The 19,961-nt window shown below is 63.1% G+C and carries 18 protein-coding genes and 1 pseudogene; 8 read left to right on the top strand and 11 right to left on the bottom strand.

Features of this window, described 5'->3' with window-relative positions; all coding sequences use genetic code 11:
* The first annotated feature begins 78 nt into the window (after positions 1-78).
* Entirely contained in the window at positions 79-5,343 is a 5,265-nt protein-coding gene (locus PverR02_RS22290; RefSeq protein ID WP_079444427.1) for a dermonecrotic toxin domain-containing protein, read from the top strand.
* Here PverR02_RS22290 and PverR02_RS22285 read toward each other — a convergent pair.
* The 3 genes from PverR02_RS22285 to PverR02_RS22275 all read right to left on the bottom strand — a co-directional run bounded on the left by PverR02_RS22285 (position 5,324) and on the right by PverR02_RS22275 (position 7,994).
* Entirely contained in the window at positions 5,324-5,965 is a 642-nt protein-coding gene (locus PverR02_RS22285) for a LysE family translocator (protein ID WP_079444426.1), read from the bottom strand. The two genes, PverR02_RS22290 and PverR02_RS22285, sit on opposite strands and share 20 nt — an antisense overlap.
* Before the next feature lie 66 nt (positions 5,966-6,031).
* The gene (locus tag PverR02_RS22280) at positions 6,032-7,363 is read right to left on the bottom strand and encodes an NCS2 family permease (RefSeq protein ID WP_164887040.1); all 1,332 of its coding nucleotides are present in this window, start codon (positions 7,361-7,363) and stop codon (positions 6,032-6,034) included.
* 196 nt (positions 7,364-7,559) lie between these two features.
* The gene (locus PverR02_RS22275; RefSeq protein WP_079444424.1) at positions 7,560-7,994 is read right to left on the bottom strand and encodes a MarR family winged helix-turn-helix transcriptional regulator; all 435 of its coding nucleotides are present in this window, start codon (positions 7,992-7,994) and stop codon (positions 7,560-7,562) included.
* 81 nt (positions 7,995-8,075) lie between these two features.
* Here PverR02_RS22275 and PverR02_RS22270 point away from each other — a divergent pair, with 81 nt between their 5' ends.
* Positions 8,076-9,242 carry an aminotransferase-like domain-containing protein gene (locus tag PverR02_RS22270; RefSeq protein WP_017845832.1) on the top strand — a complete coding sequence of 389 codons (1,167 nt, stop codon included), beginning with the start codon at positions 8,076-8,078 and terminating at the stop codon, positions 9,240-9,242.
* Positions 9,243-9,252: 10 nt separating this feature from the next.
* Positions 9,253-9,855, top strand: coding sequence for a glutathione S-transferase family protein (locus PverR02_RS22265; RefSeq protein ID WP_017845833.1), 603 nt, complete (start codon positions 9,253-9,255; stop codon positions 9,853-9,855).
* Between the two features lie 42 nt (positions 9,856-9,897).
* Here the strand turns inward: PverR02_RS22265 and PverR02_RS22260 are convergent, their stop codons facing one another.
* Positions 9,898-10,794 (bottom strand): LysR family transcriptional regulator, encoded by an 897-nt coding sequence (locus tag PverR02_RS22260; protein ID WP_079444423.1) that lies wholly within the window; start codon positions 10,792-10,794, stop codon positions 9,898-9,900.
* Between the two features lie 111 nt (positions 10,795-10,905).
* On the opposite strand from PverR02_RS22260, the gene PverR02_RS22255 reads away from it, so the two are divergent.
* The 4 genes and pseudogenes from PverR02_RS22255 to PverR02_RS32780 all read left to right on the top strand — a co-directional run.
* Positions 10,906-12,198 (top strand): CitMHS family transporter, encoded by a 1,293-nt coding sequence (locus tag PverR02_RS22255; protein ID WP_057003893.1) that lies wholly within the window; start codon positions 10,906-10,908, stop codon positions 12,196-12,198.
* 1 nt (position 12,199) lies between these two features.
* On the top strand, positions 12,200-13,525 hold the full coding sequence (locus PverR02_RS22250) for an acyclic terpene utilization AtuA family protein (RefSeq protein WP_079444422.1): 1,326 nt from the start codon (positions 12,200-12,202) through the stop codon (positions 13,523-13,525).
* The gene (locus tag PverR02_RS22245) at positions 13,522-13,839 is read left to right on the top strand and encodes an AtuA-related protein (protein WP_046382567.1); all 318 of its coding nucleotides are present in this window, start codon (positions 13,522-13,524) and stop codon (positions 13,837-13,839) included. Before PverR02_RS22250 ends, PverR02_RS22245 begins: the two co-directional genes overlap by 4 nt.
* Positions 13,809-13,934 (top strand): annotated as a pseudogene (locus PverR02_RS32780) (outer membrane lipoprotein carrier protein LolA); the annotation flags it as partial. The gene PverR02_RS22245 and the pseudogene PverR02_RS32780, both read left to right, overlap by 31 nt.
* Before the next feature lie 16 nt (positions 13,935-13,950).
* On the opposite strand, the gene PverR02_RS22235 reads toward PverR02_RS32780, so the two are convergent.
* From PverR02_RS22235 to PverR02_RS22215, 5 genes are all read right to left on the bottom strand, one after another.
* A complete protein-coding gene (locus PverR02_RS22235; RefSeq protein ID WP_079444421.1) occupies positions 13,951-14,322 on the bottom strand; it encodes a glutathione S-transferase N-terminal domain-containing protein in 372 nt (123 codons plus the stop codon).
* Positions 14,323-14,422: 100 nt separating this feature from the next.
* A complete protein-coding gene (gene folE, locus PverR02_RS22230; RefSeq protein ID WP_017845839.1) occupies positions 14,423-14,968 on the bottom strand; it encodes a GTP cyclohydrolase I FolE in 546 nt (181 codons plus the stop codon).
* Between the two features lie 78 nt (positions 14,969-15,046).
* Positions 15,047-15,604, bottom strand: a complete 558-nt coding sequence (locus PverR02_RS22225; protein WP_017845840.1) for a Smr/MutS family protein — start codon at positions 15,602-15,604, stop codon at positions 15,047-15,049.
* Between the two features lie 75 nt (positions 15,605-15,679).
* Entirely contained in the window at positions 15,680-16,000 is a 321-nt protein-coding gene (locus PverR02_RS22220) for a hypothetical protein (RefSeq protein ID WP_046382569.1), read from the bottom strand.
* 140 nt (positions 16,001-16,140) lie between these two features.
* Positions 16,141-16,731: a cysteine hydrolase family protein gene (locus PverR02_RS22215; RefSeq protein ID WP_026139885.1), complete on the bottom strand. Its 591-nt coding sequence runs from the start codon at positions 16,729-16,731 to the stop codon at positions 16,141-16,143.
* A 240-nt stretch (positions 16,732-16,971) separates the two neighbouring features.
* Between PverR02_RS22215 and prmB the strand changes: the two genes are divergently transcribed.
* Positions 16,972-17,880, top strand: a complete 909-nt coding sequence (gene prmB, locus PverR02_RS22210; RefSeq protein ID WP_017845843.1) for a 50S ribosomal protein L3 N(5)-glutamine methyltransferase — start codon at positions 16,972-16,974, stop codon at positions 17,878-17,880.
* A 105-nt stretch (positions 17,881-17,985) separates the two neighbouring features.
* Here prmB and PverR02_RS22205 read toward each other — a convergent pair whose 3' ends face one another.
* Together PverR02_RS22205 and PverR02_RS22200 are read right to left on the bottom strand one after the other, a co-directional pair.
* On the bottom strand, positions 17,986-18,792 hold the full coding sequence (locus PverR02_RS22205; RefSeq protein ID WP_017845844.1) for a hypothetical protein: 807 nt from the start codon (positions 18,790-18,792) through the stop codon (positions 17,986-17,988).
* Positions 18,793-18,891: 99 nt separating this feature from the next.
* Positions 18,892-19,854: an alpha/beta hydrolase gene (locus PverR02_RS22200; protein ID WP_079444420.1), complete on the bottom strand. Its 963-nt coding sequence runs from the start codon at positions 19,852-19,854 to the stop codon at positions 18,892-18,894.
* Positions 19,855-19,961 lie beyond the last annotated feature (107 nt).

Below are 19,961 nucleotides of genomic sequence, written 5' to 3'. Positions count from 1 at the left end.
GCGCATGCAACTATCTAGCGCCTTTTGCCCTGCGGCGCTGCCTAGGCTGGGTGTTTTCCTCATGCAGAAGAAAACCCCATGACCTCGTCCCCCGACCACGCGAGTGCTTCACCCGACACCGTTAATGCCGACGACCCGGACCTTGCCGCCCAAGTACAAACGCAGGCGATTCGCGAGCAACTGATACGGCGGATTAACGCCTACACGCACCCCAGTCGCCTGATCAATCGAATTGCGCTTGCCGACGCGCGTTGCGTCGCCGCGACACGCGCACTGGCGCGGCTGATAGGCCGTTCGCCGAAAGTCTTGACGGTCATTCGCGCCGAGCTGCGCAAAGCCTTCGAAATGGACCCGGACCACCTCTTGTTCAGCGAGCCCAAGCCGCCCGCCGCGCCGCGCAAAGTCGAGAGCCTGACCGAGCGGGCGCTGGCGTTGCTGGTCCTGCCGACGGTGGTGATCAACGTCAATCAATTCACCGCCCTGAGTGTCAAAGACGCGCCGGAACGGCACTTGCCGTATACGCCGCTGGAAGCCCTGCGCCGCGTCGTCGCGCTGCAGCTGTTCGAGCGGCTCGCCCATGCGGTGAGCGCCTACTGGGACTGCCTGGCGCAGGGCACCTGGCTCACACGCCGGGAACGCTGGGTTGAGTTGCACACGGAGCTGTTTGCGGACCGGGCCTTTTTGGCGTGGCAACTGGACGAGCTATCGCGTGCGGGATTCGCCATGGTTCAGGCCCTGATCGATGCGCCCAGCGCCGAGGCGCGCCGACGTGCGGGCGGGGATTGGGCTACGCTGCGCGTCGGCCAGTTGCTGTGGCCGGGGGCATCGGCGGTCGCGATCCCAGGGGCACTGCATCTGTATCGCGAGGGCGACCCCAGCGATGCGCCGCACGTGGTTTACCTGCCGGGTGGGGGCCGCAACTTCTACGAGTACCCGTCCTTCGCCGCCCTGCAGGACGGCCTGCTGGCGCTGGACCGGTCGCGGTTCCACGCACTCTGGCAGTGCCTGCCGTTAAGTCGGCGCGATAACGTGTACCGCCCCGCTGCCTTGTCTGCGACGAGCGCCTTTATGCGCGGCCTGCCGCTGATGGCCGATGCGCTGGCGCTGGGTGCCGAGGCCTTGCTGAGTGGGCAATGGAGCAACGAGTTGGCGTGTGCGGCGAAGATGAATGACGGCTACGTGTTTTCCGAAGGGCGGCCTCGACTGCCGGATGCCGCACCGTTTCTGGCCGCGGTCGAAGGGGCGAGGCAGCAATGGGTTGGCGGCGCTCGGCTTGGCGTGATCGGCGCGCAATTACTCAAGTGGGACCGGCAACGCCGAGGCGCAGAAATCATCTTCGCCAGCACGGCCTCCGGCCTGGCCCTGCACACGGCGCAGCGTCAGGTCGCACGCTACGAAGATGCGCTGCTCGCGCTGCTGGTCCCGGCTGATCCCAGCGCGGATACCCTGGCGTACCGGGTCATTGCGTCGCTGATGAGCCAAATTGACGTGCATATCCAAGCGTTGAATACGTTGATGCAAGATGCCGGGCAACGGCTGCTGGAGTTGGCTTTTTGGGCTGAACGTCCGGGGGGAGCGGGCACGCCCAGGCGCGTGTCGTTGTTTATGCAGGCCCAAACCGCGGCCCTGCGTTGCGAGGTGGAGTTGCAACACCGCCTCAAGCTGATCAGTACGGCGCATCGCGACCTGATGATCGAGGTGGTCGACCAACCCTTGGCCAGCCGTCGCCCGGGCAGTCTTGCCCAAGTGCTGTCGATCGCGGTGGGCAGTGCGCCGGACGCTTTCTACCCGCTCCATAACGTGTGGGTGGTGACCACGGCTGCGGCGCTAGAGCGCTCGTCGCGCCAACTGCCGGTGGTGCTTTACGCTTTCGGCGTGGAGGGCGGGATCAAGGCGTTTGCCGGGCTGGACGCGTTGACCCGCAGCCTCAAGGCGAGCCTGAACAGCCCAGACGACTCGGTGTTGTGGCGCTGCGTCGAGCACGATAAACGCGCCGACCTGCGCGCCCATGCCGCCGCGCAAACACTCGGCGTGCGCTACGTTGAAATCAACGGCAAGCCCGCGCTGGCTGCGCTCAAGAAACTGCTGGGGAGCTACGACCGCTTACACCGCAGCAGCGAGGACATCACGCGGGTGTTCAGCGAAGTGACGGATGCCGACCTGAGCCGCGCGCTGCTGATGGTCGATCTGGAAGCGCAGTTGAAGATCCCGCCCAATAATGCCCTGAGCCAGGCGCTGGCCAATATTGAGCTGCTGCGCACGGCGGCGTCTGAGGCGAAAACGTTGCCCGCCTGGCTCGCGCACGCACCACGGGCCCAGCGTCAACACTTCAAGCGCTTGCTGCGCTTGTACCTGGGCAACGCGTTGGCCTTCAAAAGCCGGCTGGAGCAATGCCTGCCTGATCTGAACACCTTTGCCCGGCGCACCTTGATCGCCCGTTTGCGCGAGGACGGTTTTTTTCCGCAGTTGGATATCGACCAAGCGTTGATTGAGATGCCCGATGATGTCCACGGTGCTTTCTGTGGCTGGACCAGTGGCTGCGCCGTGGGCGATCGCCGCATCGTGCTGACCCCGACCGCGACGCGCACCTCCTTCAGCCTGCTGCAACTGGCGCTGCATAACCTGGACCCGCTGGCACCCTGGACGCAGTGGCGATTCGATCACGCGCGTTATCTGCAACCCGAGTGGAAGCAGCGCCTCAATGCGGCTTACTTGATCGGGCTGGTGTCTTCGCTGGACATCGGTGGCCGCTACGATGCCCTGATCCACCAAGTTTATTATCCCCGTCGTGAAACCGACCGTGTGCTCAGCAACGGACGTATCCCTGGGTTATTGAATCGCGCCTTGCAAGCGGGCGCTGCATATCACCTGTTCGATGCGGTGCAACGGGGGCTGACGGCAACGGCACAAAGCCTGTTCAAGACGGCGATGGCGGCACGCACGCCGCAGGACCTGTCGAGCAGTCAGCCCGCGCTGCAACTGTATGTGGTCCATCTGGTCGGCCACACCCTGCAGCATGATCGCTATGTTGCAGGGATCGTCGCGGTACATGACCCGCGTACCGACCTGTGCGTGGTTTACTGGCCCGATGCGCCGCCGGCCCTGGTCCTGACCGAGTACGGCAGCTTGCAACAGGCCCATGCTGCATTGAACCGCATCGGTGCGTTAGCGGATAACGTCAAGACGCTGGCGCGGCAGGTCGCGCCGGGCTGGGCATTCGAGGCGCTCCCCCAGCCACCGGAGGGTGTCGATGCGCGCGCCCAGGCCGCCAAAACGCTGAAAGCCATACCGGCGTTTTTCATGATGAAGGGCATCTGGCGGGGGATCGACTTCGTGCGCTCATTCGGCATCAAGCACCTGGAACCTGCGGTGGTGCTCGAGGAGATCGAAGCCCAGACCCTTGAACAGATCGCCAGTGCTCCGCAGGACTGGCTCGCGCTTGTGGCCGTGCCCCACTGCAACGCCCAGGCATTGCTCTACCACGCCAGCGTGCAGGAGCTGCAACGCCGCACTCAAGCGGCCAGTCATTCCGGCAAGGCGTTGGAGCACTATCGGAACCAGCGCCTGAATGAGCAGGGCGATACCCGCGCACGGGCGCTGGTGGGGTTTTTTTCGCCGTTGTACGGGACGTTCAATGACTTCCATGAGCTGCTGCTGGTGTCACGGCGTTATCACCGTTTCGGCGACCCCCGGGACGCGGTCGATGTGGGTTTCATGAGCGCCTTTATGGTGATCGACGTGTTGCTGAACTTTGTCCCCGGCCCCAGGAAAGTCGGACGTGTCGGCGCAGGTGTCGCGCGGCCGGCGCTGAGGGCCGTGCTGGGGCGGCTACATCGTTTACGGATGGCGACGGATGCCGGGGTTTCCCGCGTGGCAACGCCGCCCGTGACTCGGCTCAAGGCCTTGGATCGCTTCAAAATCAACGGCGTGCCTGAGGGCGCCGTTGCGCTGAAAGGGCCGGACACGGCAGGCGTACAGGTGAAACACGGTGAGCTCTTTGTGGCGGACGACACCCACACTTACCCCCTTTACCGACGTGGAGACGAACCGGCGTTTCGCCTGAAGAACCCGCAGGCACCGGGGCAGGACGAACTGATTTTGCACATCCACCAGTCCAAGGAATGGTTACTCGGCGCGGATGCACCGCAACCGGTCGCGGGTACCAGTTCCGGGGTGCTCAACCCATGGCGTCCACCCGTGACGCCGCCACCGGACTGGCGCCCACCGACGGTGCGCGCCGCTACGGAAAGCCGCATTTATCGCTCGTCTGCGCCGAACACCGAGTGGTTCGCCTGGCGCGCGCGCGTGCCCACGGGCCAAGTGCCTGGCTCCTCGGCGTTCGGCACGTTTCATGTGCATATGGACCCGCCGGGGTTTCCCTACGATGTCATCTATATCGGCGCCCAGTACGACCGCCCGACAGCATCGGGGGTGGGTTATTACCGGGTGCTGGCGCCGGGGGACAGTGCGCCCTGGAGCGGCCTTGCATTCATTACCAAGGATGAACCGCTGGTGTCACTGGCCCGGGCGGACCTTGAGCGTTGGACAGACACTGCGCTGGAGGAACAGCCCATCCCGGTATCACGCACCCAGGCGGGCGAGTGGCAGCTCCATGCGCCGTTGTTCGACACGCCGTTGGAACGGTCTGTCGCCACGGCGTTCCCGAACCTTACTACCCATAGCCGCAGCATGGCCGTCGCCCGGCTGGTCGAACTGGCCGATACTTCTCGCTCGGCGACGGCCAGCCACCTGCTCAATGTGCGTGCAGCGCTGGACAATTGGTTGACCCCCTCCGCCAACCGGCTGGGCCAGACCGATGATTTGCTGAGAATGCTGCGGCCCACCGAAAGCAGCGGCCGATCGATCTATATCGGCTTCGACGGCAAGGCACCGGGCTTCACTCGCGTCGACTTCAACGTCGCCGGCCTGGACCCGACCCTGCGCACCGGCGGCCGCGCGCGTGCGCCGCAGCGGGAGATTGCACAGCGCGCAGCCGTCAAGCGCGTGCTCGAACAGCAGGGCTTCGACGTGCAGGAACTGCAGGTCATGCGCGGCAAAAAGCCCAGCCATGAATTGCTCGTGACACATTCGCGCTGCGGTTCAAACAAACTGTACTACGTGTCGTTGCATTGGCTTGGGCGCGGCTCTGTACCGTTGGAAAACCGCCTGACAGACCATTGGTTCAATGCCGCGATCATCAGACACCCGACCTCGCTGGCGTTGGCTGCGGTCAAGAGTGCGCTGCGGGAAAACCGTCTGGTTCGGATCGCCGCCGGCATTCAGTGGCAGTCGACGGGGTCGGTCCGCCCCAGCGTGTATTTTGTCAAAGTGACCCCGCTCTGACATTGAGCAGCGAGACCGCGCCAGCCGCCCCGAACAGCCCGGCACTGGTGCGGTTGAACCAGCTCTGGCCGTTGCCGCTGCGCAGATAGCGTGCCGCGCCGTGGGCGCCAAGGCCGTAGGCGAGCTTGCACAACAGGTCGAGCACGGACCAGGTGGCGATCATCACCAGCAGTTGCGGCAGAAACGGCTGCTGGCTGCTGAGGAATTGCGGCAGGAAGGCGGCGAAGAACAGGATGTCCTTGGGGTTGCTGGCGCCCAGCACAAACGCACGGCCAAACAAGGCGCGAAAACGCGGCGTGGCGACGGCCAGGGGCACCACCGCGCCGTGGGCCGGTTGGCGCGATTGCTGCCAGCTCTGCCAGGCGAGGTAAAACAGGTAGAGCGCGCCGACTATCTTCAAGGCGCTGAACAATTGTTCCGACGCGAGCAACAGCGCACCCAGGCCGAGTGCCGAGGCACTCAACAGGCAGATCGAGGCAAACACGCCGCCGAGGAACGCCGGGTACGAACGGCGCAGGCCGTAGTTCAAGCTGTTGCTGATCATCAGCAACGACAGGGGACCGGGGATCAGGATCACCACCAGCGCGGCGCCGCTGAACAGCAGCCAGGTTTCCAGGTTCATTCACAGTGCTCCTTTCACGCAAAAGCCTCACCCAACGGTGAGGCGGTTTCTTCGGGGGTTGCCGACCTAGAGGAAGATGAATTTCGCGATAAAGATCGCGCACAGCACCCACAGGCTGACGGAAATTTCGCGGTACTTGCCGCTGCCGGCCTTGAGCGCCACGTAAGTGATAAAGCCCAGGGCGATCCCGTCGGCGACCGAGAAGGTCAGCGGCATCATGATCGCGGTAACGATCGCCGGAATGCTGTCGGTAGCGTCGTCCCAATTGATATGGGCCATGCTCGCCATCATCAGCATCGCCACATAAATCAGCGCGCCGGCGGTGGCATACGCAGGAATCATGCCCGCCAGCGGCGCGAAAAACATCGCCGCCACAAACAGCACGCCCACGGTCACGGCGGTCAGCCCGGTACGGCCGCCGGCGGCGACACCGGCGGCACTTTCCACGTAGCTGGTCACCGGTGGCACGCCGACCATGGCGCCGAACACGCTGGAGGCGCTGTCGGCCTTCAACGCACGGGACAGGTTGTGGATCTTGCCGTCGGGGTTGACCAGCCCGGCCCGTTGCGCGACGCCCATCAGGGTGCCGGCGGTGTCGAACATGTGTACAAACAGAAAGGCGAATACCACGCTGATCATGCTCACATTGAATACACCCATCACGTCCATGGCTAACCAGGTCGGTGCCAGGCTCGGCGGGGTGGCGAGGATGCCGTTGTAGTGCACCAGCCCGAGGCCCCAGCCGGCGAGGGTCACGGCGATGATGCTGATGAGGATCGCGCCGAACACCCGGTGGTAGCTGAGGATGGCAATCAGTAGAAAGCAGATGGCCGCCAGCAACGGTGCCGGCTCGTGCAGCGAACCGAGCTTGATCAGGGTGGCCGGGCTGTCGACGATGATGCCGGCGGTTTTCAGGCCGATCACCCCGAGGAACAAGCCGACACCGGCGCCCATCGCATGGCGCAGGCTCACCGGAATGCTGTTGAGCAGCCATTCGCGGATGCGCGACAGCGTCAGCACCATGAACAACACGCCGGAGATAAACACCGCGCCGAGGGCCGTCTCCCAGGTGTAGCCCATGGTCCCGACCACGGTGTAGGTGAAGAACGCGTTCAAGCCCATGCCCGGCGCCAGGCCCACCGGCCAGTTGGCATACAGGCCCATCAACAGGCACCCCAGCGCGGCAGCGATGCACGTGGCGACAAAGGCGGCGCCGTGATCGATACCGGCATCGGCCATGATGTTCGGGTTGACGAAGATGATGTAGGCCATGGTGATAAACGTCGTGAGGCCGGCGATCAACTCGGTCTTCACTGTGGTGCCATGCACGCGCAGTTTGAACAGGCGTTCGAGCCAGCCGCTGTCGGCGGCGGAGAGGTTCGGCGCGGCGAGGTCCAGCGGGGCTTCGGATTTGCGGCTATCCACAGCAAGTACTCCTCAAGCATTTTATTGTTATGGTCAGCGCGCAGGCGCTGTGAGGTACTGGCGGGTTTGTTGACTGATAGGTCAGGAACTCGCACGAAGCGAATTATGCTTTTGTATACAAAAAAAGCAAATAATGTTTTCGATTGTCTGCGCAAAAAAGGATGAAAGGCTAATTCACCGCACTCAACGCCTGATTGACCGCCAGCCAGCCGTTCACCGCGGCTTCCCCCGCTTCATTGAAGGCGCGCTGCAACAACTTCACCTGTTCGCGGCGCAAGGACTGCTCGAAACGCAGGCCTTCGGCGCTCAATTCCAGCAGGCGTTTGCGCTTGTCGGTCTCCGACGCGATGCTCTGCACCAGGTGCATTTCCTGTAATTGGCGCAGCGGCATGTTCAGCGCCTGCTTGCTCACGCCGAGCAATTCCAGCAGTTCCTTCACGCTCAGGCCGGGGTAGCGCGCGATAAAAAATACGATGCGCTGATGCACCCGGCTCAGGCCCCGGCGCTCCAGCATTTCGTCGGCCTTGGCGGTGAACGCCTGGTAGCCGAAGAAGAACGCTTCCATGGCGGTTTGCTGGCTGGTCTGGTTTTTAAGGTCAAGCATATTGACGTATCCACACAAGTCGTCGTAATTTCGGTCAACCAGTTTGACGTATTTTCCACAGGCTTTGCTACCGGTGACCCTATGGCCTTCTCAGAACGTGTTACGCGCCTCAAAAGCTCCTTGATCCGTGAAATCCTCGCGGCGGCCCAGCGCCCGGAAATGATGTCGTTCGCCGGTGGGCTGCCGGCCGAAGCGATGTTGCCCGCGTTGAACTGGGACGACATGCCGGTGAACATCGGCCAATACGGCATGAGCGAAGGCGAGCCGCAGCTGCGTGAATTGCTCGCCGCCGAGGCGCGTGCATTGGGTGTGCCGTGCCAGGCCAGCCAGGTGCTGGTGGTCAGCGGTTCCCAGCAGACCCTGGACCTGGCGGCCAAGCTGTATATCGACAAGGGCACGAACATCCTCCTGGAAGGCCCGACCTACCTGGCGGCCTTGCAGATTTTCCAACTGTTCGGCGCCGAGTGCCTCACCGTACAACTGGAAGCCGACGGCCCGGACCTGGCCGCGTTGCGCTCACGTCTCGAACGCTACCGCCCGGCGTTCATCTACCTGATCCCGACGTTCCAGAACCCGTCGGCCGTGCGTTACAGCGAGGCCAAGCGCGAAGCCGTCGCGGCGCTGCTCGATGAATTCGACGTGACCCTGATCGAAGACGAACCGTACCGCGAACTGACCTTCGACGGCGGCAGTGCGCAGCCCATCGCCGGCCGCCTGAAAAAGGCCAGTTGGATCTACACCGGCACCGTGTCGAAAACCTTGTTGCCCGGCCTGCGCGTCGGTTACCTGATCGCCAGCCCCGACCTGTTCCCGCACTTGCTCAAGCTCAAGCAGTCGGCCGACCTGCACACCAACCGCGTCGGCCAGTGGCAGGCGATGCAGTGGCTCGGCAGCGAAAAATATCAACAGCATCTGGTCGAGCTGCGCGGTTTCTATCGCGCGCGCCGGGATGCTTTTCAGGCGGCACTCGAGCGGCATTTCGGCGAATTGGCCGACTGGCAAGTGCCCCAGGGCGGATTATTCTTCTGGTTGACCTTGAAACAGCCGCTCGACACCCGCACCTTGTTGGCACCTGCGCTCGATCAGAACGTCGCGTTCATGCCCGGTGAACCGTTCTTTTCCGAGCCGGACCAGCACCTTGGCTCACTGCGGCTCAATTTCAGCCATATCGACCCGTCCCGTCTGGACGAAGGTCTCAAGCGCCTGGCCGCAGTGGTCCGTCAAGCACAGCACGCGCGAGCGGCATAAGGGGAGCCCCATGTACAAGGTTTATGGCGATTACAAGTCGGGCAACTGCTACAAGGTCAAATTGATGCTCAACCTGTTGGGCATCCCGTATCAATGGGTGGATGTCGACATCCTCAAGGGCGACACCCAGACCGCCGAATTCCTGGCCAAGAACCCCAACGGCAAGATCCCGGTGCTGGAGCTCGAAGACGGCACCTGCCTGTGGGAATCCAATGCGATCCTCAACTTCCTCGCCGATGGCAGCGAGTTTCTGCCGACCGAACCGCGCTTGCGTACCCAAGTGTTGCAGTGGCAGTTCTTCGAGCAGTACAGCCATGAGCCGTACATTGCGGTGGCGCGCTTTATCCAACTGTACTTGGGGATGCCCGAGGATCGCCTCGACGAATACAAAACCACCCACAAGGGCGGTTACAAGGCGTTGAAGGTCATGGAGCGCCAACTGCAAAGCACGCCGTACCTGGTGGGCGAGCAGTATTCGATTGCGGATATTGCGCTATATGCCTACACCCATGTGGCGCATGAGGGCGGTTTTGACTTGACGCCTTACCCGGCGCTGCAGGCATGGCTGAAGCGTGTGGCCAGCCATCCCAGACATGTGGCGATGCTCGACTGACTCACTCGGTCAATTGTGGGAGCGGGCAAGCCCCTCCCACATTTAGCTCAGTGGTGTGTCGGATAATTTGTCATGCAGCAAGTCGAAACAGCGCTGCGCCGCCGGGCTCAGCGCCATCGCGCTGCGACTGATCAACCCGATCTCGCGGTTCACGCCGGGATGATCGATGCTGATGCGCTTCAACCCCTCCAGGCTGTCCGCCGCCGACTCCGGCAACACACTGATCCCCAAGCCCTGACGCACCAGCGCCAACACCGTCGACATGTAGTTGGCCTCCATGCCCGCGTTCATCGTCAGGCGTGTCTCGTCAAATAACGCCTCGACGTGTTCGCGCACACTGCTGTCGCGCCCGGTCAGGATGATCGGCTGATCCGCCAGTTGCCTCAGGCTCAGCGCCGGATAGCGGGCGAGGGGATGATCCAGCGGTACGAACGCGCACAGCCGATCATTCAATACCGGCACGAACGCCAGCCCGTGGTTCAGCCGTGCGCGCACGCCGATGCCGAAGTCCACCTCGCCCGAGCGCACCTGGGCATGAATGCGATGGGCCACCAGGTCATGCAGGCGCACTTCGATCCCGCCGAAGCGTTCGCGAAACAGGCGCAGCGCGGGTGGCAGGGCGCCGGCGCACACCGAGGGCAGGGCGGCGATGGTCACCACGCCACGACGTAACGCCGCGAGGTCGCGGGAGCCGGTGACGATGTTGTCCAGGTCCAGCAGCAGCTTTTCCATCGGCCCGCGCGCTTCCTGGCCGGCGGCCGTGATGCTGACATGCCGCGGGCTGCGGTCGAGCAGGGCGACGCCGAGCCAGTCCTCGAGTTGCTGAACCTGCACGGTGAGCGCGGACGGCGACAGGTGCAGTTCGTTGGCTGCCTTGGTAAAGCTGCCGGTGCGCGCGACAGCGAGGAAGGCTTGGATGTGTTGGATAGAGTTCTTCATTTTGTTTTTCCGAACACTAGCTGGTGAATATTCCAATTTACAAAGACTAACGCGTTTCCAATACTCCAGGGAAAACAATAACCGGCCACCAAGGCCGCTCTGGAGTAACCCATGCTCGCTACCCTGGGTGTCATTACCATCCTTTGCTTGCTCGCTGCCGTCATGAGCAAACGCCTCTCGCCCCTGGTGGCGCTGATCGCCTTGCCGATCATCGCTGCGCTGCTCGGCGGGTTCGGCCTGCAAACCAGTGCCTTCATCATTACCGGGATCAAGAACGTTGCCCCGGTGGTGGGCATGTTTGTGTTCGCGATTCTGTTTTTCGGGATCATGACCGATGCCGGCATGCTTGACCCGATCATTGATCGCATCCTGCGCACGGTAGGGACGCGTCCTACACGAATTGTCGTTGGCACCGCGACCCTCGCCTTGCTGGTCCACCTGGACGGTTCCGGCGCGGTGACGTTTCTGGTGACGGTGCCGGCGATGCTGCCGCTGTATACGCGGCTGGGCATCGACAAACGCATCCTCGCCTGCGTCTGCGCGATGGCTGCCGGGGTCAACTTCCTGCCGTGGACCGGCCCGGTGCTGCGCTCGTCGGCGGCGTTGCATGTGCCGGTGGCGGATCTGTTCCAGCCGCTGATCCCGGTGCAGATCGTCGGCCTGATCTTTGTCTTCGCCTGCGCCTGGTGGCTCGGCCATCGTGAAGAAAAACGCCTTGGCCTGGGCGCCGGTTCGACGGTGGATGCCGTGCCGCAACGGGTGCTCAGCGACGACGACATCAAGCTGCGACGCCCGCGGCTGTTCTGGGTCAACCTGATGCTCACCGTACTGGTGATGGTGGTGATGATCGCCGGCTGGGTCGACCCGGTGGTGATGTTCATGCTCGGCACCGTGGTCGCGCTGTGCATCAACTACCCAAATGTCGACGCCCAGCGCGCACGCATCGACGCCCATGCCAAGACCGCCCTGACCATGGCCAGTATCCTGCTCGCCGCCGGCGTGTTCACCGGCATCATGCAAGGCACCGGCATGCTCAAGGCGATTGCCGAAGTGGCGGTGGCGCAGATTCCGGCCGGCCACGGCAAGTTGATCCCGGCGGTGGTGGGCTTTATTTCCATGCCGCTGAGCATGTTGTTCGACCCCGATTCCTACTATTTCGGCGTGATGCCGGTGATCGCCGAAGTCGGCAAGGCCCTGGGCGTCGACCCGCTGCAAGTGGCCCAGGCCTCGCTGCTGGGCGTACACACCACCGGTTTCCCGGTCAGCCCGCTGACCCCCGCGACCTTCCTGTTGGTGGGGCTGTGCAAGATCGAGCTGGCCGATCACCAGCGCTTCACGATTCCGTTTCTGTTCGCCGCGTCGGTGTTGATGACCCTGACCGCGTTGCTCCTGGGAGTATTTTGAGATGAAAACCTTGCGCATCGGTTCCGGCGCCGGCTATTCCGGCGACCGCATCGAACCTGCCGTGGAACTGGCCGAACAGGGCGACCTCGATTACCTGGTCTTCGAATGCCTGGCCGAACGCACCATCGCCTTGGCGCAACAGGCACGCATCAGCGATCCGCAGGGTGGGTATGACCCGTTGCTGAGTGAGCGCATGCGCCGGGTGCTGCCCTTTGTCGGTGAGCAGGCAGGTCGCCGGCGCTTGCGCGTGATCACCAATATGGGCGCGGCCAACCCGGTGTCGGCGGCCGTTGAAGTGCGGCGCATTGCCAATGAGCTGGGCCTGAGCCTCAAGGTCGTGGCGGTGGTGGGCGATGATGTGCTCGACGTGTTGCGCCCCGAGCAGGTGTTGGATAACGGCCAGACCCTTGGCTCGCTGGGTGCGCGGCTGATTTCCGCGAACGTCTACCTGGGCGTCGACGGCATTCTGCAGGCGTTGCGCGCCGAGGCCGATGTGGTGATCACCGGGCGCGTGGCCGACCCGTCGCTATTTCTGGCGCCGCAGATGTTTGCGTTCGGCTGGGCGGCTGATGATTGGTTGCGCCTGGGGCGCGGCACGTTGGTCGGGCATTTGCTCGAATGCGCGGGGCAGGTCAGCGGCGGCTATTTCGCCGATCCCGGGTTCAAGGACGTAGACGACCTGGCGCGCCTGGGCTTCCCGCTGGCCGAGATTGATGCCGAGGGCAACGCCGTGATCACCAAAGTGAGCGGGTCCGGCGGGCGCGTCAGCCGCGCTACGTGTACTGAACAATTGATCTACGAAGTACACGACCCGGCGGCCTATCTGACGCCGGACGTGACGGCCGACTTTTCCCAGGTGAGCTTTATCGAGGAAAGCGTCGACCGGGTACGCGCCCAGGGTGCTGCGGGACGGGCGCGGCCGGACCGGTTGAAAGTCAGCGTGGGTTACCTGGACGGTTGGATCGGCGAGGGGCAGATGTCCTACGGCGGGCCGGGAGCCGTCGCACGCGCCGAACTGGCGCGAGAGGTGGTGCTCAAGCGCCTGGAACTGATGGGGGTGAAGATGCAGGACGTGCGCGCCGAGTTGATCGGTATGGACTCGCTGCACGGCCCGCGCAGCCGCGTCGAGCCGTGGGAAGTGCGCCTGCGCGTCGCTGCGCGCTGTGAGGAACGCCGCGAAGCGGTGCGGGTCGGCAATGAAGTGGAAACCCTCTACACCAACGGCCCGTCCGGCGGCGGCGGTGCCAGCAAGAGCGTGCGCCAGGTGGTGGCGGTGGCCTCGTTGTTGTTGCCGCGTGACGCCGTCAACCCGAGGATCGAAGCATGAAGCTGCATACCCTGGCCCATTCCCGCACCGGGGATAAGGGCGACACCTCGAACATTTCGATCATTGCCTATCGCCCTGAGGATTATCCGCTGCTCTGCGAACAGCTCACTGCAGCGCGCGTGACGGCGTTCTTCGCCGGGCTGTTGGAGCCGGGTGCGGCGCCGGTGCGACGCTATGAATTGCCCAACGTGCAGGCGCTGAACTTCGTGTTGCCGGGGATCTTGCGCGGCGGCGTGACCCGTTCGCTGGCGCTGGACGCCCATGGCAAGTGCCTGGGCTCCGCATTACTGGACATGGAAATTCCCCCTCTGTAGGCGCGAGCCAGCTCGCGAAAATCGTCAACGATAACGAGGGGAACCTGACACCCAGCGGCGTCCTCAGGTTTTTCGCGAGCAAGCTCGCTCCTACAGAGGAGAGGGCGTTTGTCAGGCGGAGGCGAAGCGCTTGTCCAGGTAATCGATGATCACCTTGGAGTCATACATCCAGGTGGTCTGGCCATTCTCTTCGATGCGCAGGCACGGCACTTTGATCTTGCCGCCTTGCTCCAGCAGGGTCTGGCGATCCTGTTCGTTGTTCTTCGCATCCTTCAACGCTACCGGCACATTCAGGCGATGCAGGGTGCGACGGGTCTTCACGCAGAACGGGCAGGCGTGGAACTGATACAGGGTCAGTTCCTTGGCGGCCGCGTTGACCTGCGCTTGCTGCTCGGCGGGGCGCTGCTTTTTGCGTGGACGGGTAATGTAGTCGCCCGCGATGATGACGTGGCCGAGGCCCACTCGAAGTGCTTTGACGAACATGGCTGAAACCTCTTGCCCAGAACAGAGGGCCGCATCTTACTTGATTTGTGGGGGCGAAAAAAAACCGGCGATGAACGCCGGCTTTTTCCTACCCGACCGGTTATTTGATCAGGCTGAGGAATTCGCTGCGGGTCGCCGCGTTTTCGCGGAACTCACCCAGCATCACCGAGGTGATCATCGACGAATTCTGTTTCTCCACACCGCGCATCATCATGCACATGTGCTTGGCTTCGATCACCACGGCCACGCCCAGGGCGCCGGTCACTTGCATCACGGCATCGGCGATCTGGCGGCTGAGGTTTTCCTGGATCTGCAGGCGGCGCGCATACATGTCGACAATCCGCGCGACCTTCGACAGGCCCAGCACTTTGCCGCTCGGGATATACGCGACGTGGGCCTTGCCGATAAACGGCAGCAGGTGGTGTTCGCACAACGAGTACAACTCGATGTCCTTGACCAGCACCATTTCGCTGTTGTCGGAGCTGAACAAGGCACCGTTGGTGACTTCTTCCAGTGTCTGTTCATAGCCGCGGCAAAGGTACTGCATCGCCTTGGCGGCACGCTTTGGCGTGTCGAGCAGGCCCTCGCGGGTAACGTCCTCGCCGAGTTGGCCGAGGATCGCGGTGTAATTCTGTTCCAGGGACATGAAACTACCTGTGGGATTTTCGCAAAGCGCAAGGGTACGGTGGCCGACCCATCGCTGCAAGCCTGACGATGGCACGGGTTACTCGTCGCGCCCTTCCAGCATGGTGCGCTTGAGCATCACATACACCGCGCCGGCGCCACCGTGGCGGGGCTGGCAGGAGGTAAAGCCGAGTACTTGGGCATGCTGGCGCAGCCAGGTGTTGACGTGGCTCTTGATCATCGGCCGCTTGCCGTCCAGGCGCACGGCCTTGCCGTGGGTGACGCGCACGCAGCGGATTTCGAACCGGGTGGCTTCGGCGAGGAAGGCCCAGAGGGTTTCCCGGGCTTTTTCCACGCTCATGCCGTGCAGGTCGAGGCTGCCTTCGAAGGGGATCTGGCCGGTCTTGAGCTTGCGTATCTGGCTTTCCTGCACGCCGTCGCGGGCCCACATCAGCTCGTCTTCGGGGCCGACGTCAATCACGAACTGGTCCGACAGACCGTCCACGGTGGTGGCGTCAGTGCGTACAGTCGCGGCCTGGCGCAGCTTGGCGATCTGCGCTCGGTCACTCTTGGGTTTGCCGGTGTCGGCGCGGTCGTGCTTGATCGGCTTGACGCCGCGCAGCTCGTTTTTGAAAAGGGAAAAATCGTCGTCTTGCATGTCAGCCTCCGCGAGGGGCGGGCAGTTTACCTAAATCGCGGCGGCCGGGGCGCAGGAAACGCTATCCAAGCGCCATCAGTCGTGCTTTTTCATCAGGTGCGAGGCGATGTTCAGCGACAACGGCTGGCGCATCCGCCGCCGGCTGCGGCGCCATAACCACACGCCGAACCACAGCACCAGCAGGCCGCCCACCAACAGCATCGCCGAGCCACCGGGGCTGGCATTCAGTTCGCCCAGCGCCGGGGAATGCCCCGACAAGCCCGCGCCACCGGCGACCGCCAGCAGCACACCTATGATCGCCAGCAGCGCGGCAATGCCGGCTACCAGGCGCAGACGCCAGTTGCTCGGGCCCTTGGGGCGCAAGCGACGAGCATCAAAACCATCGGATATCTTCATTCCGACCTTTCCTCCAGGGTATCGGCCCTTCGACCGGAAGATACACAGGTTGTTCCGGCGCCAGAGGTAATTGCAGCAAATGACAGGCATTTGCAGATGAGCGGGGCCTCGAATCGGCCGCACCGCTCATTTCGGGGCAATCAGATCAGGTCTTTGGTCAAGGCGAGGGTGGCGAAGTTGTCGGCCATGATGGCCATTTCGGTTTGTTGCACATGCTCGGCACTCAGGACGCCGCCCTTGTAAGGCAGGTCGCGGGTGGCGCAGGCGTCTTCCACCAGGGTGCAGCGAAAGCCCAGGTTCTTGGCGGCGCGCACGGTGGTGCTGACGCTGGAGTGGCTCATGAAGCCGCAGACGATCAGGTCCAGGGAACCGAGGTCCTGCAGGTGTTTTTCCAGGCCGGTGCCGTGGAACGCGCTGGGCAGCAGTTTACCGATGATGGTTTCGTTGCCCATTGGCTCCAGGCCGGGAATGAATTCGCCGCGCTCGCCTTGTGGGTCAAACAGGCCGCCGACGGTGCCCAGGTGGCGCACATGCACGATCGGGCGACCGGCGTTGCGCGCCGCAGCGACCAGTTGCTTGATATTGCCCACCGCCGCATCCATGCCCGCGAGGGCGAGTGGACCGCTGAGGTATTCCTTCTGGGCGTCGATGATCACGAGGGTCGCATGGCTGAGATTGGCCGCTGCATAACCTCGACCGCTGATTTGAAACATCGTCTTTGGAACGGACATTCTGGGGGCTCCTGTGAGGGGGGCTTTTGCGCCATTGTCCACTGGCTGAGCGGTTCTGTGAATCGCTTCCATCGTAAGCTACGCCGTTGCTGGCGTGCAGCCGTGTCAAGCGGTGCGGTTGTTTGACGCAATGATGGCAAATTGGATGAAATCCGACATACGGTTGAGGTTTTTCGCACGTCGTCGCTACAGACGAAGGCTGTTAGAATCGCCAGTCGTTTTTTCCAGGAGTCTGCCCCCGTGATCACTTCCCGCCTGCGCACCTTGCGCGACCATATCCGTTGGGCTGTCAGCCGTTTCCATGGGGAAGAGCTGTTTTTCGGGCACGGTACCGACAACGCCTGGGACGACGCCCGGCAATTGGTGCTCGGCGCCTTGCATCTGCCCTGGGAAATTGCCGACAGCTACCTGGATTGCAACCTGGAAGAAGAGGAAGTTTCCCACTTGCAACGGCTGCTGCACCGTCGCATTCATGAGCGGGTGCCGACAGCCTACTTGATTGGCGAAGCCTGGTTCTGTGGCATGTCGTTTATCGTCGACGAGCGCGTGCTGATCCCGCGTTCACCGATCAGCGAACTTATCGAAAACCGCTTCGAACCCTGGCTGGCCCAGCCGCCGGCACGCATTCTCGACCTGTGTACCGGCTCCGGTTGCATCGGCATCGCCTGTGCCTACGAGTTCCAGGACGCCGAAGTGGTGTTGGGTGACGTGTCGTTCGAAGCGTTGGAAGTGGCCAATCAGAACATCGAGCGCCATGGCGTCGACGAGCGTGTGTATACCGTACAGGGCGACGGTTTTGACGGGCTGCCGGGCCAGCGCTTCGACTTGATCGTGTCGAACCCGCCGTATGTGGACGCCGAAGACTTCGCCGACATGCCGGACGAGTACCAGCACGAACCGGAACTGGGCCTGGCCTGCGGCGACGATGGCTTGAACCTGGTCCGGCGGATGCTCGCCGAAGCGGCGGACCACCTGACCGAGAAGGGCTTGTTGATCGTCGAAGTGGGTAACAGCCAGGTGCATGTCGAGGCGCTGTACCCGGAAGTCGACTTCGCCTGGCTGGAGTTCCAGCGCGGCGGGCACGGTGTGTTCATGCTCACGGCCGAGCAGTGCCGCAACCATCAGGCGGTATTCGCCGCCCGGGTTTAATCGACCGCTCTGACGTGTGGGAGGGGGCTTGCCCCCGATGAGGGCGTGTCAGTCACTGAATGCATTGACTGATGCAGCGCTATCGGGAGCAAGCCCGCTCCCACATCACCGATGGGTGGCAATCCAGATCAACAACCCCGCCTGAAACACGGTAAACGCCACCAGACAGGTGATGGTGAAGCGTAGCCCGCTGTCCTCACGCTTGAACTTGGTGACCTTTTCCTCTTCCTTGCGCAGCTTCACTTCCTGCTCCGTCAGGTTCTGCTCGGCCTGTTGCAGCATTTGCGCGGCTTCGAGGATTTCCACGAACTGCACTTTCTCGGTGTTCCAGCTATCGAGCACGTCGCTGACCTTGCCGGGCTGCACGTTGCCCTTCAGATGCTGCACGTCGGCGTAGGCTACATCAAAGCCCTGGATACGCAGGAAGTGATCGCGGCGCAGGCGTGTGGCTTCGTTGAGGGCGTCCTTGTTGGCCAGGTCCACCCCGTCGACGCGGTAGTGCGACCACTTCTTCTTCGCCCACGCGGCGCCCTGGGCCACCAGGAAACGGCCGATGCCACGGTTGGCCGGTTCGATTTCCAGGCTGTTGCCCGGGCCGAAATGCACACGGTGTTTAGCGTGATCGACCCAGATATCCAGGTGATTCTGCTCGCGGCGCACCCGTTGGCCCGGCAACTGGATGACCATGCGCAACAGGCTGTGATGGTGGTCGTGGCGTTCGACATAGCCAAATTGCACAAACCGCAAGGGGCGTACCCCGGTGGAGCGGTCGGTGGGCAGGGGCGCCAGGCGCAGCATTTTGAAATGTTCGGCCTGTACGTCCGCCCACGGCAGGGGCGCCGCGTCGACGACCTCGGTGTGTTCCGCCGGGGTGTCGGCGGTAGGTTCTGGTGTTGCTTCGGTGTTAGTCATGCGGCGCGATCCTGTCCTAGCCCAGCCAGTCGACAGGCTTTTTGCTGTCGACTTTCGGCTTATCGGCCGTTTTTCCCAGTACTGGAGGCAATTAGTCGGTTAACGGGGCTGAAGTCCGTCGATAAAGCCAACCAGGCGGGTTTCCAGCTCGGCGGCGAGGGGCAATCGCGGGTCGTTGTAGGACGCCAACTGTTGCTTCACCTCCTTGGGCACGATACGCATCACATGGTTCATGCCTTCGATCACCGTCAGCTCGGCATCGGGCTTGGCGTTCTTCAATTGCCGCGCATCGCCCACACCCACCTGGATATCGTTGGTGCCCTGGATGATCAGCGCGGGCATGCGCAGTCTGGCAAAGGCGGCCGACGGGTCGGCGCGAAACAGGCTGATCAGATACGGTTGCACGCTGGGTCGGAAAATCCCTTCAAGCGGGCCAGGCACATCGGTATCCACTTGGCCGGCCTTGAGGTGATCGAGGATTTCATTGCTGCGCAACTGCAGGGCCGGGGGCAGGTGACCGGCCAGTTGCTGGCGGATCACCTGGTCGACCGGGCGGGCGCTGCCCGACAGGGAAATCACCCCGGCCGGGTCGAGTTGCGGTGCCGCCAGGGCGGCCACCAGCGCGCCTTCGCTATGGCCCAGGACGATCAGCGGGCCCATGCGCTTGTCGGCCTTGAGCAGCTTGCCCCAGGCCACGGCGTCGGCCACGTAGGCGTCGAGGGTCAGGTCGCGTTCGTCGGGCGTGGCGGCCAGGCTGGCCGCCACGCCGCGCTTGTCATAGCGCACGCTGGCGATGTTATGCCGGGCCAGCACCCACGCCAGGCGCTTGAGACTGTCGTTGCGCGCGCCGTCGGCACTGTTGCCGTTGCGGTCGGTCGGGCCGGAGCCGGCAATGATCAGCACCACCGGCACCGGTTTGTCGGACTGCGGCAGCAGCAGCGAGCCGAACAGCTCGCCGCTGCCGGTGTCGAGGCTGATGGGCCGTTGCAACACCACGGGGGACGCGGCATGCGCTACGGCGGTGAACAGGGTGAGGGTAAACAGCAAAACTCGAAGCATCATTGCGCCATTATTCAGGAGGTGCCGGTTCGACCAACGTCTACCGGTAAGGTTTCGAGGATGAACTAGTCGGTTGGCCCGCGTATACTGGTGCGCTTGGTTATCACCGC

This window comes from Pseudomonas veronii (assembly GCF_002028325.1).
Lineage (GTDB): Bacteria > Pseudomonadota > Gammaproteobacteria > Pseudomonadales > Pseudomonadaceae > Aquipseudomonas > Aquipseudomonas veronii.
This window is presented reverse-complemented; position numbering and strand designations above follow the sequence as displayed.